We start from the raw sequence: 16461 nt of genomic DNA on the forward strand, positions 1-16461 counted from the left end.
CCGGGGAGTCGAGCGGGCCCGGACGGCGACGCCGCCTCCTGTCGAGTCCGCGGAAGTGGGCGGAGTCGCGCGCGAGTACTGCGACTTGTGGGGGCTCGCGGGGTGAGCGGGCTCCCGGGAGCCGGTGAGGCACGTGATCAGGCCACGGCGGGCGCTGGAGACGCTGAGGAAGGACGGACGGGTGGGCCAGGCCCCGGAGAGCCCGCGGGCCCGGACGGTGACGCCGCCTCCTGCCGAGTCCGCGGAGGTGGGCGGAGTCGTGCGCGAGTACCGCGAGTTCTGCGGGCTCTCGGAGTGAGCGGGCTCGCGGAGGGGTGGAGGGGGCTGGAGTGCCGGCCAGGCGTCGGAGGGGCCGGCTGGGCCCGGAGAGAGGGCAAGCCGGGGCCCCGCCGGGCACCGCGCAGTCCCCGGACGCGGAAGAGCGCACCGCGGCCGGGGCCGGGGTGCGCTCTTCCGCAGCGTGCGAGGACGCGATCAGACGATCGCGGGGGCCTTCTGCAGCTTGTGGCGGGCCAGGACGACCGCGCCGACCACGGGGGTGCCGGCGGTCTCGATCCAGTGCACGTCGGCGGCGGCCTGGGGCGAGTCGACCTTGCCCTCGATCAGGACGAGGACGGCTCCGTCGGCCACGCCGCGGAAGGTCGGCGACTGCTCGGTCGCGCCGAGGGTGCCGGTGACGATCAGGACGATGTCGTAGACCTTCTCGAGCTCCTCGACCAGCGCGCGGAGGGCGTCGGTCGGCATCGGCGTGCCGGCCTGGGCGCCGCCCGCGGGGAGCAGGTCGACGCGGTCGGTCGAGCGCTTGATGATCGCGTCGTCGAGCGAGGCGGCTCCGGCGAGCACCTCGCGCAGGCCCGGGCGTCCGCCCGAGGCGGAAGCGAGAGCCGAGCCCTCGGCGGTGCCGTCCACGATCACGACGGACGAGCCGAGCACGGCCAGCGCCTTGGCGAGCAGCACCGCGCTGGCGGTGTGCGGGGTCTTCTCGGACGCCGGGGCGATCGCGAAGGAGGAGTACGAGCGGGTGCGCGCGATGGCGGAGAGCTCGAACGCCACGGCCGAGTAGCGGGCCGGGATCTCGGTCGAGTTCAGCATCTCGTCGAGCTTGGTGGCCTTGACCGGGACGATGCCCAGCAGCGGCCGGTCGATCGCGGAGCGGACGTCGTCGCCGCTGCGGAGGCGGCGGTCGAGGGCGGTCATCACGATCGCCACTCCCACGCCGACCACGGCGCCGCCGAGGATGCCGAGCGCGAGCAGGACGAGGATGCCACCGGTGACCGGCAGCTCCGGCGGGAGCGCCTGGCTGAGCACCTGGAGCTGGATCTGCGGGACGGCGACGCCGTTCGTGGTGGTCGTCGGGTCGGCCCCCTTCACGGCCGCGTCGAGCTGGGCGGCGACCGCGTTCGCGATGACCGCGGCCTGCTCGGGCGAGGGGTCGGTGGCCGAGATCGTGATGACCACGGACTCCGGCTCGGCGAGGACGGTCACGCGCTTGGCGAAGTCCTCGATGGGCTCGTCGATGCCGAGGCCGTCGATGACGCCCTGCAGGACGGTGTCCGAGGTGCCGAGGGCGACGGAGGTGACCGTGGCCTGGGAGGCGGCGCTGTTGGCCGCGACCCGGTCCGCGGTCGAGAGGACCCCGGACGAGGAGACCGCGACGTACACGCGTGCGTCCGCCTTGTACTGCGGGAGGAGGACGGCGTTGAGTACCAGGGCCGCCACGGCGCCGAGCAGAGCGAAGGCGACGATGTAGACCCACCTCCGGCCGATGCCGGCGAACAGTCCGTTCAAGGTCATGGTGTGTGGTGTCCCTTTCGTCGACTGCACCGGAGTGCAGGGGGTCTGACTGTAGCGTCGTGATGTGTCGTCCGCGTTGCGCGGAACCGGCCGCGAGGTTTCGCGCGGGAGCGGTGGATCAGAGGTGGGCCTGCAGGAAGGCGAGGATCGCCTTCTTGTTGTTCGGGGTGTTGTTCTGGAGCCCGTGGTGGCCGGAGCCGTCCACGCCGACCTCGGACGCCACTCCGGCGTCCTGCAGGGCGACCTGCATCGCGTCGGCCTGCTCGACCGGGACGAGCTCGTCCTCGGAGGTCAGCCAGATCTGCGGGGCGTCCGTGGAGTCGACCGAGGTGATCGGCGACGCGGGGATGCTCTGCGGGCAGGTCGTCGAGTCGATCTCGTCGCAGTCCAGGTAGGAGAGGATCTGCTCCTTCGCCTCGGGCACCGGCGTGCCCAGCGACATCCCGGTCTCGGTCATGTCGGCGACCGCCGAGAAGGCGACGACTGTCTTGACCCGCGAGCCCTCGGTGAGGGAGCCCTCGCCGAGCGTGCCCATGGTCGCTCCGATGATCGCTCCGGCGGAGCTGCCCATCACGCCGATGCGGGCGGGGTCGAGGCCGAAGCGCGTGACCTGCGCGGGCTCGCGCAGCCACTTCACGGCGGCCTGCGCGTCCTCGATCTGGCCGGGGTACCGGCTGTCCTGGAGGAGGCGGTAGTCGACGGAGACCGAGACGAAGCCGCGCTCGGCGTAGTACTCGCAGAGCTCGGTCATCCCGCCCTCGTCGCGGGCGCCGTCGACGAACCCTCCGCCGTGCAGCATCAGCAGCGCGGGGCGGTCGGTGCCGCCCGCGGTGGGGAGGCAGGCGTCGGCCTTCAGCGAGACGCCGTCGACCGAGCGGTACTCGATCGCCTTCTCCGTCGTGAAGCCGTCGGGCGTGCGGACGGGCTCGGGCTGCGAGGAGCAGCCGGCCAGCCCGAGGGCGACGGCCACGACGGCCGCCAGGACTCCGGCTCTGCGTGCTCGTGTCGTCTTCACTCGTGGGACTCCGCTCTCTTCTTCTCGTAACTGGGGGAGGTGCCGGGCTCATCGGCCGGGACCGCGACGGGATCGGAGACGACTCCGGGGCCGCGCGCAGGGACGGGCACGGGCTTGCGCCGCTTGCCGGGGCCGCCGAGGGCGGCCGGGGGGACGTAGATCCACTTGACCTTCGAGAGGTAGCGGGTCACGAAGAGCGAGAGGACGACCGCGAGCACCATCACGACCAGCAGCAGCGGCACCTCGAAGCCGCCGATCTCGGAGCGGTCCTCGGGGAGGATCACCCGCAGGATCGTGATGGCGATCACGATGAAGTAGAGGTGCAGCAGGTAGATGTGCAGGCTGCGCTCGCCGCAGATCGTGAAGAAGTTCAGGAATCGCACTCGGGAGAGGGCCCGCGACACGAGGATGCCCATCGCGACGGCGGCCATCTGGCCGGCGAGGGCGAGGAACGGCACCCAGCGGATCGGGAAGAGGAAGAGCACCGCGCTCAGCACGACGAAGACCGGAGTGACGTAGAGGAACGCGCGGCTCCCCTTCTGCTCGACGAAATCGATGATCCTCTTCGAGTAGAGCGTGCCCACCAGGAAGAAGACGAACAGGGCGCCGATGCGGTTCCAGCCCACGTTGGTCGTGTTGAGGAGACCGGTGGTGAACATCGTCCCCATCACCGCGGCGAGGGCGACCTGCACGCGGTGGTCGACCTTGCGCAGGAGCCACGCGCCGAGCGTGAAGAGCACGAGGCCGTAGATGAACCAGTAGCTGCTGCTGGGCCAGAAGAACAGCAGGAGCAGGTTGAGCGGGTCGGTCGCGGGGAGCTCGCCGAGTCCGCCGTTCGCGAGCGGCACGACCAGGTAGAAGGCCATGCGGATCACGGACCACACCACGTAGAGCCAGAGCAGCGGGTACAGCCTGCGGCGCCAGAGGTCGCCGAAGCTCCAGGTGCGGATGCGCGAGCCGAAGAGACCGGACACCAGGAAGAAGAGGGGCATCGGGAACAGCTCGAACACGACCTTGATGCGGCCGAGAGTGTTCTCGACCCCGATGTCACCGAGGTACAACGACGTGTGGTAGTACACGACCATCAGGATGGCGGCACCCTTGGCGAAATCCACCCATTCGCGTCGGGCCCCGCCCGCAGGCTTCAGCAGCTTCATTCTCTCCCCCTTGTGCCCGGTCGTACCGCTCGTGAATTCCATCCGAGGTGAACAAGGCTCAGAGAAGGACGCAGGCTCGGTCGCAGAATGCGACCGAGGATCAAGACTAAGCGTGTATCGTCCGCGCCGCACATTCGGCGGAATAGTGACGAGGACTCGATTGCCGGGAAGCGCACTCCGGCCTCTCCGCTCACCGGGGAGACGACGGTCACCGGCGTCCGTTCCCGGCGCTCATCGCCGCACGGTAGAGCGCGGGCGCCGCGGCGGCGAGCCCGAAGAGGACGGAGCGCTTGAGGTCGCGCCGGCGCACGAGCGCGACCAGGTGCCGGAGCCCCGCCTCGTCGTGCGCGGCCCGCCAGAGCCGGTCGGCCTCCTCGGGGCTGTGCGCGCCCGAAGTGGCGTCCTTGAAGCGGGAGAGCAGGGAGAAGCGCGCGCGGTAGTAGGAGTAGTCCTGCGAGTCGAGGATGCGCGGGTCGAGCCCGCGGGCCGTCCGCTCGATCACGGCGGCGAGTCCGGCGAGCGAGTCGGCGCGCTTCGCGCCCGAGCGGATGATCGAGCCGGAGCGGAGGCGGTACTCGTAGACGGAGTCGGGGACGACGACGACCTCGTCGGCCGCGGCGAGCAGCTGCGCGACCTGCGCCTGGTCCGAGTGCTGGCGGATCCGAGTGAAGTCGATGCCGTCGAAGAGCTCGCGGCGGAACAGCTTGTTCCAGAGGTGCCCGGTCAGCTCCCCGACCAGGAGCGCGGTGAAGGCGCCCCGGCCCGAGAGCGCGAGCGGGCCGCGCAGGGAGCCGACGGGCGTGGATCCGGTGGCGTCGACCGTGACCGCCTGGGCGACCACCACGTCGGCGCGGCCCGCCTCCCCCGCGGCGAGCATGGCCTCGACCGCGGTCTCCGGCCACTCGTCGTCGGCGTCGACCAGCCAGACCCATTCGCCGGCGGCCTCGCCGACGGCGCGCTCGCGAGCGGCGGCGACGCCCTGGTTCTCGTCCTGGCGGAGGTAGCGGATCCGCTCGTGCTCCTCGGCGAACGCGCGGCCGATCGCCTCGGTCCCGTCGGTCGAGGCGTCGTCGACCACGAGGATCTCGAGCTCGGCGTGGGTCTGCCGCAGCAGGCGCTCCAGGGCGGAGGCGAGGTGCGCCTCCTCCTGGTGCGCCGGGACCACCACCGAGACGAGGGTCACTTCTGCCCCACGACCCGGCGGAGCACCGTCTCGAGGTCGCGGCCGCTGGACTCCAGCGAGAAGCGGTCGAGCCAGCGGTCGATGCCGGTGATCTCGAGCTCGCTCGCGCGGATCAGCGCGTCGGCGAGGTCGGAGGCGGAGGGGGTGAGCGCGAGCTCGCCGGTCAGGCCGGGGACGATCGCGTCCGCGACTCCGAGCGCCCCGGACACGGCGACCGAGGGGACGCCGGCGGCGGCCGCCTCGACCAGCACGTTGCCGAAGCCCTCGCGCAGCGACGGGAGCAGCACGACGGCGTTCTCGTCGAAGTGGTGGAACCAGTCCTCGACCCAGCCCATGTCCTGGAAGTCCACGCCGCGCGCGGTCGCCTCCGCCTTCATGCTGCCGAGCAGCGGGCCGCCGCCGAAGGAGACGACCTTCGCGGGGATGCCGCGGCGCTCCAGCTCCTCGGCCGCGAGGATCGCGAGCTCGGGGCGCTTCTGGACGACGAGGCGGCAGGGCAGCACGATCTGCAGGCCCGCCGCAGTGCCGGGGGTGCGCGAGACCTGGCGGGAGCGGTCGACCTTGGCGGTCGCCGGGTTCGGCACGACGGTGCAGCGCTCGCCCGAGACGCCGAAGCCGGCGACGAGCTCGCCCGCGACGGGGTGCGAGATCGCGATGACGTGGTCGGCGCGGCGGTAGAGCGTCTTGGCGAGCCCGAGCTGCACCTTCTGGGTCCTCGAGAAGCCCGGGATGCCGAGCGAGACGAGGTTGCGCTCGCTCACGATGGTCTTCGGGCGGTCCGCCTTCGCGGTCATCTCGGCCGAGGCCAGGAGCACGATGTTCGGGTAGCCCTGCAGGGCGACCGCGACGTCGGGGGTGCGGCGGCGGAACAGCTCCTTGAGCATCCGCGCCTTGCCGACGTGGCCCTTGCCCTCGCCGATGCGGTGCAGCACCGCGCCCTCGGGGAGGTACTCGTCGGTGCCCTTCACCGAGGTGGTGACGACGTCGACGTGGTGGCCCTGCTCGAGGAGCCAGCCCATCCAGGTGCGGGCGACGAACTCGGCCCCGCCGCCGTGCAGCGACGTGACGACGAACATGATCCGCATGCGCGGTCCCTTCTCCTGCGCCGCGCTCATCGCACGACCTCCGCGCCGAGGCCGCGGGTGTTGAGCGCCGAGAGGCGGCGCACCTCGGGCATGGCCGCGTCGATGGTGGCGCGCACGCCGCCGTCGCCCGGCTCCGCGAGGATGCGGTCGATCACCGGGAGGACGCGGTCGGCGAAGCCGGGGACCGGCTCGACGCACAGCTGCGGCAGGCCGATGAGGCGCATGATGCCCTCGACCTTGCCCTGGGTGGCGAGGGTGATCGCGGGGACGCCGAGCGAGAGCGACATGATCGCGAGGTGCATGCGGCCGGTGACGGTCAGCAGGGCGTCCTCGGCGAGGCCGCGGATCTCGGCGGGCATGAGCACGCGGTCGACGACGGTGACGCCCTCGGATCCCACGCGCTCGGCGACCGCGCGGACGGCCACCTTGTCGTCGCCGATGGGGCGGGAGACGTGCGGGAGGAGCACGACGTGCACGCCGGCGGCGCGGAGGCGGTCGACGATGCGCTCGTACTCCGGCACCTGGTCGACCATGCCGGCGACGAGGGCGCTCGCGTTCACGAGCGCGAAGGGGACGCCCTCGGGCAGTCCCAGCCCCTCGCGGAAGCTGCGGTCGCGGGTGCGCGCCGAGAAGACGATGTCCGTGACCTCCTCGACGCGCTGCACGCCGATGCTCCGGGCGCGCTCCGCCGAGAGCGGATCGCGGAGCATCGGGACGACGCCGGCGCGTGAGGCGGCGATCAGGGAGCGGCGGGCGGCGAGGCGGGCCGCCGCGTTCCAGGAGAAGCCGAGGATGCGCGTGGGCACCCCTGCCTCGGCGGCCGCCTGCGCGAGCAGGGAGCGGCGGACCGAGCCGCGGAGGCTGTACTTGCCGTCCATCATGTCGGCGCCGACGACCGAGACCGAGCGGGCGCGGCGGATCAGCGCGGCGTAGGCGCGGAGGTCGGCGGCGTGCGCGTCGCCCACTCCGTAGACCAGGTGCGGGAGCTCGACGACCTCGACCCGGTCGGCCTGCTCCTCGGGGATCACGACGTCGCCGGCGTAGCGCTGGACGACCACGACAGGACCGGTGGTGTTCTCGAGGAACGCCTCCAGCATCGCCTGGTCGCCGATGTTGCCGCTGCCGGGAGCGGCGATCACGAGGTGCGACTCGGGCTCGGGTCGGAGGTCCGCGAGGGCGGCGCGGAGCACCGCCGCGTCGCGGCGGGCGGGCAGGCGGGTCGTCGTGACGAAGTCCTTCTTCCAGGACTTGACGACGCCGAGCTTGAGTTTCATCGATCTCTTTCGGTGGGGGGAACGGCGGCGGGAGGCCGCTCGGAGTCGGGGGTGCCGGCCGTGACGGCTCCGTCGACCAGCGCGCTGTCACCGGTGGGGCTGGTGGCGTCGACCGTGGCCGGGGCGGGAGCGGCGGCCGGGCGGCTGCGGCGGAAGTGGCGGCGCAGGTCGGCGAGGCCGAGGATCTGGCGGCGGAACGCGGGGAGGATCAGCATCCAGAGCCCGACCCCGACCAGGACGGCGGCACCGCCCACGAGGAGGCGGAGGACGGGCTGGTCGGCGGCGATCCAGACGGTGGAGAAGGAGGAGCCGACCGTGATCGAGCCGAACGCGATGCCGCTGCGGAGGCCGTTGGTGAACATCTCGCGGGCGGGGGCGTCGGAGGTGCGGCCGATCCAGATCAGCGCGATCGGCCAGGTGAGGGCGAGCGAGCCGGCGTACGCGACCGCGACGCCCGTCACTCCCCAGTTGGACCCGAGCAGGATCAGGACGACCATCAGCGGGCGGGTCGCCAGGCTGTACCAGACGCTCTGGCGCACGAGGCCCTTGGAGAGGAACACCCACCAGGAGCAGTACGCCGTGGCCTGGAAGAACCCGGCCACGAGCAGGATCTGGAAGATCGGGACCGAGGCGAGCCAGCGCTCCCCCAGCAGGATCCGGATGACCGAGTCGGACTGGGAGCCGAGGACGGCGAGCACGAGGCCCATCACCGTCAGCATCGCCGACTGGCCGAAGAGGATGAACGTGCGGAACCGCTCGCGCTCGTCCTGCAGCTTGGAGAGCACGGGCAGGGCGACGCGCTGCGCCGGGGCGTTGAGCTGCTGCAGCGGCAGCATCATCAGCTGGAACGCGCGGTTGTAGAGGCCCAGGTCGACCGGGCCGAAGCGCGCGCCGATGATGACGGAGTCGACGTTCTTGCTCGCGTAGGTCAGCGCCTGGGTCGCGAAGACGCCGCCTCCGTAGCGGAGGAAGTGGCCCATCGCCTCGCCGCGGCGGTAGCGGCCGGGACGCCAGCCCGTGATGAAGACCAGCATCAGCACGCCGATGAGCGGCTGCACGACCTGGCTCGCGGCCAGCGCCCAGTAGCCGGCGCCGCCGAGCGCCATCAGCACGCCGACCACGAGGCCCAGCACCTGGCCGACGATGTCGACCAGGGTGAGCTTCACGAAGCGGAGGTGCCGGGCGAGGTCGGCGCGGAACTGCGTCGAGATCCCGTTGAGGAGGAACGTCGAGGAGAGCACGACGGTCAGCAGCTGGAGCCGGTCGTCGCCGTAGAGGGCGGCGATCGGCCACGAGGCCGCGATGACCAGCAGGGTGAGGGTGAGGCCGATGCCCGCGTTCATCCAGAACAGGTTGCTCTTCTGGCCCGGCGTGATCTCCTTCGCCTGGATGGCGGCGGAGGAGAGGCCGAAGTCGCGGAAGATCTCGCCGATGCCGATGATCGCCGTGACCATCGCGAGCAGGCCGTAGTCGGCCGGCGCGAGCAGGCGCGCGAGGACGACGATGCTGCCCAGCTGGACGGCGATGCGGATCGCCTGCCCGCCGATCGTGACGGCGGCGCCGCGGCTCGCGGAGCGGCCGAGGCTCGGAGACGGCTTCTGCGTGGTCCCGGTCATCGGGTCGAGCCCTTCTTGGTGGCGATCGCGCCCTCGTAGGCCTTCTTGAGCTGGAGTCCGAGCACGTCCCAGTCGCGACCGGAGAGGGCGGGGAGCCCCTCCGGCGGACGGGTGCGCGTGCGCTCGAGGGCGGAGGTGATCAGCTCGGGCGTGAGATCGCCGTCGTACTCGATCACCCAGTCGCTGCCGACCTCCTCGGCCAGGGCCGTGTTCGTGGGCGTGCGCGGCACCAGGATCGGCCGGCCGAGCGAGAGGGCGACCAGGATCGAGCCGGAGTTGTGCATCTCGCGGTAGGGCAGGACGATCAGCTCGGCCCGGCCGATCTCGTCGACCATCTCGGCGTCGTCGACCCGGCGGAGCGTGGTGCGCACCCGGGTGTCGCGGGCGGCCCGCTCCTCGACCAGCTCGCGCTGGCCCGTGCTGGGGCTGCCGACCACGTGCAGGGAGAGGGAGTCGTCCTCCACGCCGCGGAACACATCCATCAGCTCGACGACGCCCTTGTACGGGCGGATGATGCCGAAGTAGAGGACGCGGCCGTGCTCGCGCTCGGGCAGCGGGTGCTGCGCGAACTGGTCGCGGTAGTGGCCGTGCAGCACGGTGACGGCGGGCGCCCGGCCGGGAGTGACGGTCGTGGGGTTCAGGCGGACGAACAGGTCGGTCGCGCGGTCGATCCGGGCCAGCGAGCGGCGCTCGGCGGCGGGACCGAGCTCGTGCGGGTGCAGGTTGTGCACCGTGCGCACGAGCGGGATGCGCTGGAGCGCCAGGCGCACCAGCAGCACGTCGAGGGCGCGGCGGCGCAGGAAGCGGTGCAGCGGGCTGCGGCCGCGGATCATCAGCTCGGGCCAGTGCACGTGCAGCACGTCGTAGTCGGCGAGCAGGGCGCTGCGCCAGGAGAAGAACAGCAGCTCGACGCCGGGCGCGAGGCCGTCGACGATCGAGTCGACGTACTGCGTGGTCGAGTCCGGCGGCGCGAGCGACTGCTGGACGACGAGCGCCGCCGGCGACGAGTCGTTCCTGCGCGAGCGGCGGCTCACCGCTCGCCCCGCATCCCGACGGCCATCGGCGCGTCGAAGATCCGCGCCCCGAGGGGCTGGCGCATCCGGATGCCCTTCGAGAAGTCGGGGACGTGCACCGGGTTCAGGCAGATGATGACGAGGAAGCCCAGGAGCAGGTGGCTGGGGCGGACCGCGTCGATGGCGTTGTAGCCGGCGAGGCAGACCATGAAGCCGAGCAGACCCGCCGCGGGGCCGACGTCGCGACGGCTGAGCGTGGCGCCGAACATCGCGGCCACCATGATCACGAAGAACAGCAGGCCGGGGATGCCGACGCTGATCAGCAGCTGCAGGAACGAGTTCTCGATGACCACGTCCGAGAACCGCCTGCCGCTGATCCCGGACGTCGCCGCTCCGGAGCCGAGCCAGTGCGTGAGCTCGGCCGCCTTCAGCGACACGGTCACCGCGAGGTCGCGGGCGCCGGCCGAGATGGAGGCGTCGAGGTTGTTGTTGCGGGCGGTGACGGGCTCGAAGTTCAGGACTCCGACGCCCGCGATGAGGCCGGCGATCAGGATCGAGCCGGGCCGGAGTAGCGAGCGGTCCGGGTTGAGGAAGCCGACGGCGACGAGCGCGACGACGACCGCGACGGCGATGGCCGCCATCGGTCCGCGCGAGACGGTCGCGACGACACCGCCCGAGGCCAGGATGCCCAGCAGCAGGTCCGACTTGCGGGAGCCCTGGAGCCAGGAGCCGAAGGCGAGCCCGGCGCCCACGGTGAGGAAGGTGCCGGCGAGCAGCGGGTGGCCGAAGGTGATCTCGGCGCGGTAGAGCGACCAGTGCTGGTCCTGCTCGTAGCCGAGGGCGCCGTAGACGGCACCGAGGATCGGGGAGCTCTGCGCGACCAGCTCGAGGGCGGCGTAGAGGGCGAGCAGCCCGGAGAGGATCACCCACGTCTTGCGCAGCAGCACGGCCTCGCGCTGGGCGTCGAAGACGAGCATCGGCACGCCCACGCAGATCGCGAAGCTGAACAGCCATGAGACGCCCTCGCTCGCGAAGGAGCTGCGCACCGTCGCCACGGCCGACCAGAGCATGAGGGCGATGAACGCGAGGATCACCACGGCCCGCCACGGGGAGAGCACGAGCTCGCGGGTCCACGCCTTGACGGGGGCGCGCCACAGCTCGGGAGCGAGCCCGCGCCGGATCGCCCAGATCACGAGGATGACCGCCCAGAGCGTCATGCGGAACGTCAGGGTCGAGGGGGTGAGCGGCGTCGGGACGAGCGCGAAGAACGCGAGCGCCATCGCCGGCAGCCAGTGCGCGGGGACCCGCAGCAGCACGTAGGCGCCGACGATGCCGCCGACTCCGGCGGCGATCACCAGGAGGCCGGTGGCCGGCTCCCGGGTCGAGAAGATGTACCCCATCCCGAGGACGATCACCAGGGCGACCGAGAAGAGCGCGCCGACGAGGAGTCGTCGCGGGAGGATGTCGATCACGTCAGGGAGTCCTTCTGGCGTCGGAGCGGAGTGGTGGAGGAGGGGGCGGGCGGTGCGGCGCTCACGGGAGTGGTCCCGTCGGCCTCGATGAGGATCGCGATGCCCTCGCGAGCCGCCTCTCGGCGGCTGGGACGCCTGCGATGCCGTGCCCTCCTCCTCCACTGCTCGACCCTGGCGCCGACCCCCGGGGAGGAGGGGTCGCGTCGGTCCTGCCGCGGATCAGGCGGGGCCCTCCTGGAGCCAGCGGCGGAAGGTCTCGACCGAGTCCTTGTTGGTGAAGGGCGGGACGGTGTGGCCACCCTTGAAGCCGTCGCTGCTGTGATACGCGATCGTCGCCTCCTTGGCGACGGGGAGCGCGAGGCGGCGGAGGCGTCCGCCGTGCAGCTCGGCAGGAGCGAGCTGGTCGGCCGTGCCGGCGCTGACGCGAAGACGCATGCCCTGCCAGGCGGACTGCGGCAGCCGGGCGGGGTTGGTCGCGCGCATCAGCGCCCGGTCTCCGCCGTACACCGCGAGGACGCGGTTCGGCTGGCTGTCGTCGCGCGCCGCGAGGTCCTCGACGTCGAAGACGCTGCTGGCGTGGTACGCCCCGTAGATGTTCGGCACCATCTTCTTCGCGTAGGCCCAGCACATCATCGCTCCGCCGCCGGAGTTCGAGCGGAGGAAGCTCCCGCGGACGTTCCAGAGACTCTGCACCCAGGCCGTGGCGGCCGTCTGCACGGCGAGCGCCGTGGGGTTGGTGTAGTTGCTCGGGCCGCCGAAGTTCGGGCAGATGCTGACGAAGCCCAGATCGACGAGCGGATCGGCCGAGTAGTTGTACGCATTGTAGAGCGCCGTGTAGGCGCTGCCACTGGCGTGGTAGAACCACGCCACCGGAACCGGGGAGCCGGATCCCGGCTTCGCCGAGTGCGGGACGAAGAGCTGAGTGAGGTCGTTGCCGATCTTCACGTCGATGACCTCGTACGGCTTCTTGCCGTTCCTCGAGAAATTGGTGGCGAGGCGCGAGACCTCGCCCGGGAGCCTCGGGATCACGCTGTAGTTCGGCGCGGCGAGCGCCGGGGTCGCCACCAGCGCGGAGGCGGTCGCGGCGGCTCCGACAGCGGAGGCGGCGAGCAGGAGGCGGCGCGAGAGGCCGCGCGGGGTGTCAGTCATATCGAGAATCCTTCGGAGCTTTCGCCATCAGTGTCGAGTCGGCCGACCATTCCGAATTCGACGCACATGAAGTGACGTCCGGCCCCCCAACCCATTCGAGAGTGTACGGGCCGCGGATGACGCGTGGATGTCGTTCTCATCACGTCTGGTCGCTCGGGCGGGGATCAGCGGGAGGAGGGGAAGAGTCGGCGGGAGAGGCCCGAGGACTTCTCGGCCGTCTCGTGCACCACGAAGGGCACGGCGGAATCGGCGGAGACGACCCGCCTCGCCGCGGCGAGTTCGAGCGTCTCGCGGGAGAGGCCCTCGATGTCGACGGTGACCGCGAGGCCGGAGTCGGCCAGGCGCGTGGCGATCTGCACCTGGTGGTCGTCGACGTGCTCGCCGAACGAGGCGCGGCGCGGAACCAGGATCGGCACCCGGCCCTGCTCGATGGCGCTGAGCGCGGTGCCCACTCCCCCGTGCGCGATGACGACGTCGGCCGCCTTCATCGCGGCGTTGAGCTCGTCGTGCGGCACGGAGTGGCGGCCGTCGATCCCGAGACCGGAGACGTCGTTCGCCCCGGTCTGCCAGAGCACCTCCACGCCCTCGAGCAGCGGCGCGAGCGCGGCGAAGAAGCGGGGGAACGGGTAGCCGTCCTGCGTGCCGACCGAGACCACGGCGCGGCGGATCGGCTGCGGGACGACGTCCTCGACGCGGTAGGTGTCGAAGATCGAGCCGCCGAAGCTCCAGCGGTCGTCGGCCCACGAGCGGTACTGGGTGTAGGTCGAGACGGCGGGGACCCGGGCGAGGATCCGACCGGTCATCGACGGGCCGAGCACGCGGGCGGCGCTCTCGATGTAGTGCGCGGGGATGCCGCGCGAGGCCGCGAGCGGCAGGAAGGAGAGGGCGGGGCTGGCGCCGGTGCTGAAGACGGCGTCGAAGGACCCGCGGGCCAGCAGGGAGCGGCCGATCATCGCGTTGCGGAGCACCGGCACCACGGCGCGGGGCGGCGGATCGGCGAGGTGGGTCACGCGCCGGTCGGCGAGGAGGGTGCGGCTGAGGGCGCTGTCGACGGTCGCCCAGTGCTGCTCCTCCGGGTCGACTCCGAGGAGCCCCGAGAGCGCGAACATCTCCTTGAGATGCCCGCCGCCGGAGCAGACGAAGAGATACGAAGCCATACGCGCCTTCACTGGTGATGATCGGGATAACAGGCGTGTGGATGATCGATCGTCCGCCGAGAACGACCCCCCGGTCCCTGGTGCAGAAGTCGCCCGATCATAGCAGGGAGGGTCTCCGAGGGGCACTTCTCTGAGAGAACTGTTCACCTCGCCGGAAAGCGATAGGGGCTCATTCGACAGGCGATATCCGCTCACTTCTCCGGAGGGTGGAAAGCGATATCCGCTCGACTCGGAGATGACCGGGAACGCCCATCGAGCGCTCGATACCGGACTGGCCGATTCCCGTCGATCACCTGCACCGCACGGGCCGCGCGCGTAGCGTCGGACCACCGGCGCAGAGGCCGGTCGACCCAGGAGGAGCGCCATGAGCGACAACGAGCAGAACAGCCCCGTGATGGACGGAGCCGAGGACGCCAGCAACGACGAGAAGCTCGGCGGCCTGATCGACCAGGTCGAGCACGACCACGGAGCCGAGGGCGCCGGCGCGATGGCCGACGCGCTCCGCGACCGCGCCGACGAGACCGACACCGAGATCACCGAGGAGTCGGACGCGTCCGGCCCGGTCGAGGACAGCGGCACCGCCCAGGTCTGAGCGACGGGGCCCGGAGGACGACTCCGGGCCCCGCTCCCTGATCGCTGGGGAGAGCGGTGGGCCCTCCGGATCGCTCGTCAGAGCGGCCCGGCGAGCGCCGCCCGATGTGCACCGGAGCGGCCCGGTGAGCGCCGCCCCACCCCCAAAGCCCTGTTTGACGGTGCGGGAGCCGCCGGTCACCATGGCCGCATGTCCTCTCTCGACGAGCTGCGCGCCACCGCGCATCCGATCCGCCTCCGCCTGCTGTCCCTGGTGACGGGAGCGGCGATGAGCGCCGCGGAGGCCGCCCGCGAGCTGCAGCTGTCGCAGGCGACGGCGAGCTACCACTTCCGCGTGCTGGAGCGCGCCGGGCTCGTGGCCGTCGTCGAGACCGTGCGCCTGCGGGGCGGCGAGGCGAAGAGGTACCGGCACGAGGCCTCCGGAAGGCCCTTCGACGTGACCGCGTCGGTGGACGCCGGGCCGGAGGAGGAGCGGGACCTGCACCTCGAGGCCCTGATCGAGGAGCTCCGGCGGCGCTCGTCGAGCCGGGCGGACGGTCCTCAGCTCTCGACGGACGCGGAGCTCTGGGTCGACCCCGAGGTCTGGCGGCGGGTGGTGCGGCACGTCGGGGAGGCGTCCGCGCTGCTGCACGCGGCGGCCCGGCCGCCGAGGACCCCCGGGACCGCGCCGGTGTCGATGACGACCGCGATGTTCCCGCTCCGCCGGCCGTGACCCGCGACGGGCGCGGGCCGCTGGCGTACGGTCCTCTCGCCCACGGCCCCTTCCGCTGGCTCCTCGCCGCCCGCACGACCGGCGTCCTCGGCAACGCCGTCGCTCCGATCGCCCTGGCCTTCGCCGTGCTGGACCTGACGGGCTCGCCGACGGACCTCGGACTCGTCGTCGCCGCGCGCTCCCTCGCCAACGTCGCCGTCCTGCTGCTCGGCGGCGTCCTCGCCGACCGGATCCCCCGCTCCGTGATCCTCGTAGGCACCTCGCTCGCGGCAGCAGCCACTCAGGCCGCGGTCGCCGTGACGGTGATCACGGGGACGGCGACCGTCGCGGCCCTGGTCGTGCTCAGCGTGCTCAACGGCGCCGTCGCGGCGATGAGCCTGCCCGCCGCGGCCGCCCTCGTCCCCGAGACGGTGCCGGTCGGCGAGCTCCGCCCGGCCAACGCCCTGCTCCGCCTGGGCCTGAACGCCGGGAGCATCGTCGGCGCCTCGGGCGGGGCCGCGCTCGTCGCACTGGTGGGTCCCGGGTGGGGGCTGGCGGTCGACGCCGCGGGCTTCGCCCTGGCCGCGGTCCTCTACTCCCGTGTGCGGCCGCCGCGGACGGTCCGCTCGGGCCAGGGCGCCTCCGCCCTCGCCGACCTCCGCGAGGGGTGGCGGGAGTTCACGAGCCGGCGCTGGGTGTGGATCGTCGTGGCGCAGTTCACCGCCGTCAACGCCGCGTTCGTCGGCGCGACCACGGTCCTCGGCCCGGTCGTCGCCGACCGGTCCTTCGGCCGAGCGGCATGGGGACTCGTGATCGCCGCGCAGACCGTCGGCCTGGTGATCGGGGCCGTGATCGCGCTGCGCTGGCGGCCCCGCCGTGCGCTGGGGGCGGGCGTCGCCCTCATGGCGGTGACGGCCGTCCCGGTCGCCGCCCTCGGGATCCTCCCGGCGCTCCCCGCCCTCCTCCTCGCCTTCGCCCTCGGCGGAGTCGCGCTCGAGATCTTCGCCATCGCCTGGGACCAGACGCTGCAGACCCACGTCCCCCGCGAGGCGCTCGCCCGGGTCTACTCCTACGACATGGTCGGCTCCTTCCTCGCCGTGCCGCTCGGGGAGGCGCTCGTGGGCCCGCTCGCCGACCTCGTCGGGCTCGACCGCACCCTGCTCGGCTGCGCCGCGGTCGTCCTCGTCGCCTCGCTCCTCGCGGCCTCCAGCAGGAGCGTCCGCGGGGTGGGCACGGACCGTCCGCGGCCGGAGACGCTCTAGCG

At 72.2% G+C, this 16461-nt stretch carries 14 protein-coding genes; 3 read left to right on the forward strand and 11 right to left on the reverse strand.

Annotated features, from left to right (window positions below):
• Positions 1–474 precede the first annotated feature (474 nt).
• The 11 genes from C5C69_RS10300 to C5C69_RS10350 form a co-directional block, all read right to left on the reverse strand.
• Positions 475–1794 (reverse strand): Wzz/FepE/Etk N-terminal domain-containing protein, encoded by a 1320-nt coding sequence (locus C5C69_RS10300; RefSeq protein WP_104255871.1) that lies wholly within the window; start codon positions 1792–1794, stop codon positions 475–477.
• Between the two features lie 118 nt (positions 1795–1912).
• Entirely contained in the window at positions 1913–2809 is an 897-nt protein-coding gene (locus C5C69_RS10305; RefSeq protein WP_104257850.1) for an alpha/beta hydrolase, read from the reverse strand.
• Complete coding sequence (locus C5C69_RS10310; protein ID WP_181027202.1) at positions 2806–3966, reverse strand: acyltransferase family protein; 1161 nt, start codon at positions 3964–3966, stop codon at positions 2806–2808. The genes C5C69_RS10305 and C5C69_RS10310 overlap by 4 nt, the downstream gene beginning before the upstream one ends.
• Positions 3967–4174: 208 nt before the next feature.
• Entirely contained in the window at positions 4175–5149 is a 975-nt protein-coding gene (locus C5C69_RS10315; protein ID WP_181127049.1) for a glycosyltransferase family 2 protein, read from the reverse strand.
• The gene (locus tag C5C69_RS10320) at positions 5146–6234 is read right to left on the reverse strand and encodes a glycosyltransferase (RefSeq protein ID WP_181067812.1); all 1089 of its coding nucleotides are present in this window, start codon (positions 6232–6234) and stop codon (positions 5146–5148) included. Before C5C69_RS10320 ends, C5C69_RS10315 begins: the two co-directional genes overlap by 4 nt.
• A gap of 26 nt (positions 6235–6260) precedes the next feature.
• Entirely contained in the window at positions 6261–7508 is a 1248-nt protein-coding gene (locus C5C69_RS10325; RefSeq protein WP_104233543.1) for a polysaccharide pyruvyl transferase family protein, read from the reverse strand.
• Positions 7505–9124 carry a lipopolysaccharide biosynthesis protein gene (locus C5C69_RS17400; RefSeq protein ID WP_104237959.1) on the reverse strand — a complete coding sequence of 540 codons (1620 nt, stop codon included), beginning with the start codon at positions 9122–9124 and terminating at the stop codon, positions 7505–7507. Before C5C69_RS17400 ends, C5C69_RS10325 begins: the two co-directional genes overlap by 4 nt.
• Positions 9121–10158 carry a glycosyltransferase gene (locus tag C5C69_RS10335; RefSeq protein WP_104249973.1) on the reverse strand — a complete coding sequence of 346 codons (1038 nt, stop codon included), beginning with the start codon at positions 10156–10158 and terminating at the stop codon, positions 9121–9123. Before C5C69_RS10335 ends, C5C69_RS17400 begins: the two co-directional genes overlap by 4 nt.
• Positions 10155–11609 (reverse strand): O-antigen ligase, encoded by a 1455-nt coding sequence (locus C5C69_RS10340; RefSeq protein WP_104257852.1) that lies wholly within the window; start codon positions 11607–11609, stop codon positions 10155–10157. The genes C5C69_RS10335 and C5C69_RS10340 overlap by 4 nt, the downstream gene beginning before the upstream one ends.
• 219 nt (positions 11610–11828) lie before the next feature.
• Entirely contained in the window at positions 11829–12758 is a 930-nt protein-coding gene (locus tag C5C69_RS10345; protein ID WP_104257853.1) for a S9 family peptidase, read from the reverse strand.
• A 164-nt stretch (positions 12759–12922) separates the two neighbouring features.
• On the reverse strand, positions 12923–13915 hold the full coding sequence (locus C5C69_RS10350; protein WP_104260670.1) for a glycosyltransferase: 993 nt from the start codon (positions 13913–13915) through the stop codon (positions 12923–12925).
• Between the two features lie 364 nt (positions 13916–14279).
• On the opposite strand from C5C69_RS10350, the gene C5C69_RS10355 reads away from it, so the two are divergent.
• The 3 genes from C5C69_RS10355 to C5C69_RS10365 all read left to right on the forward strand — a co-directional run bounded on the left by C5C69_RS10355 (position 14280) and on the right by C5C69_RS10365 (position 16459).
• Positions 14280–14507, forward strand: coding sequence for a hypothetical protein (locus C5C69_RS10355; RefSeq protein ID WP_104222474.1), 228 nt, complete (start codon positions 14280–14282; stop codon positions 14505–14507).
• Between the two features lie 189 nt (positions 14508–14696).
• Positions 14697–15218, forward strand: a complete 522-nt coding sequence (locus C5C69_RS10360) for a helix-turn-helix domain-containing protein (RefSeq protein ID WP_104222473.1) — start codon at positions 14697–14699, stop codon at positions 15216–15218.
• Positions 15215–16459 carry an MFS transporter gene (locus tag C5C69_RS10365; RefSeq protein WP_258067517.1) on the forward strand — a complete coding sequence of 415 codons (1245 nt, stop codon included), beginning with the start codon at positions 15215–15217 and terminating at the stop codon, positions 16457–16459. The genes C5C69_RS10360 and C5C69_RS10365 overlap by 4 nt, the downstream gene beginning before the upstream one ends.
• The last annotated feature ends 2 nt before the right edge of the window (positions 16460–16461 follow it).

The organism is Rathayibacter sp. AY1C7, from assembly GCF_002931865.1.
Taxonomy (GTDB): Bacteria; Actinomycetota; Actinomycetes; order Actinomycetales; family Microbacteriaceae; genus Rathayibacter.

What these genes read in the sequence shown, in the direction of transcription:
- C5C69_RS10300 (WP_104255871.1), bottom strand. Translation starts at nt 1,794, where the DNA reads ATGACCTTGAACGGACTGTTCGCCGGCATCGGCCGGAGGTGGGTCTAC.
- C5C69_RS10310 (WP_181027202.1), bottom strand. Translation starts at nt 3,966, where the DNA reads ATGAAGCTGCTGAAGCCTGCGGGCGGGGCCCGACGCGAATGGGTGGAT.
- C5C69_RS10320 (WP_181067812.1), bottom strand. Translation starts at nt 6,234, where the DNA reads ATGCGGATCATGTTCGTCGTCACGTCGCTGCACGGCGGCGGGGCCGAG.
- C5C69_RS10325 (WP_104233543.1), bottom strand. Translation starts at nt 7,508, where the DNA reads ATGAAACTCAAGCTCGGCGTCGTCAAGTCCTGGAAGAAGGACTTCGTC.
- C5C69_RS17400 (WP_104237959.1), bottom strand. Translation starts at nt 9,124, where the DNA reads ATGACCGGGACCACGCAGAAGCCGTCTCCGAGCCTCGGCCGCTCCGCG.
- C5C69_RS10345 (WP_104257853.1), bottom strand. Translation starts at nt 12,758, where the DNA reads ATGACTGACACCCCGCGCGGCCTCTCGCGCCGCCTCCTGCTCGCCGCC.
- C5C69_RS10350 (WP_104260670.1), bottom strand. Translation starts at nt 13,915, where the DNA reads ATGGCTTCGTATCTCTTCGTCTGCTCCGGCGGCGGGCATCTCAAGGAG.
- C5C69_RS10355 (WP_104222474.1), top strand. Translation starts at nt 14,280, where the DNA reads ATGAGCGACAACGAGCAGAACAGCCCCGTGATGGACGGAGCCGAGGAC.
- C5C69_RS10360 (WP_104222473.1), top strand. Translation starts at nt 14,697, where the DNA reads ATGTCCTCTCTCGACGAGCTGCGCGCCACCGCGCATCCGATCCGCCTC.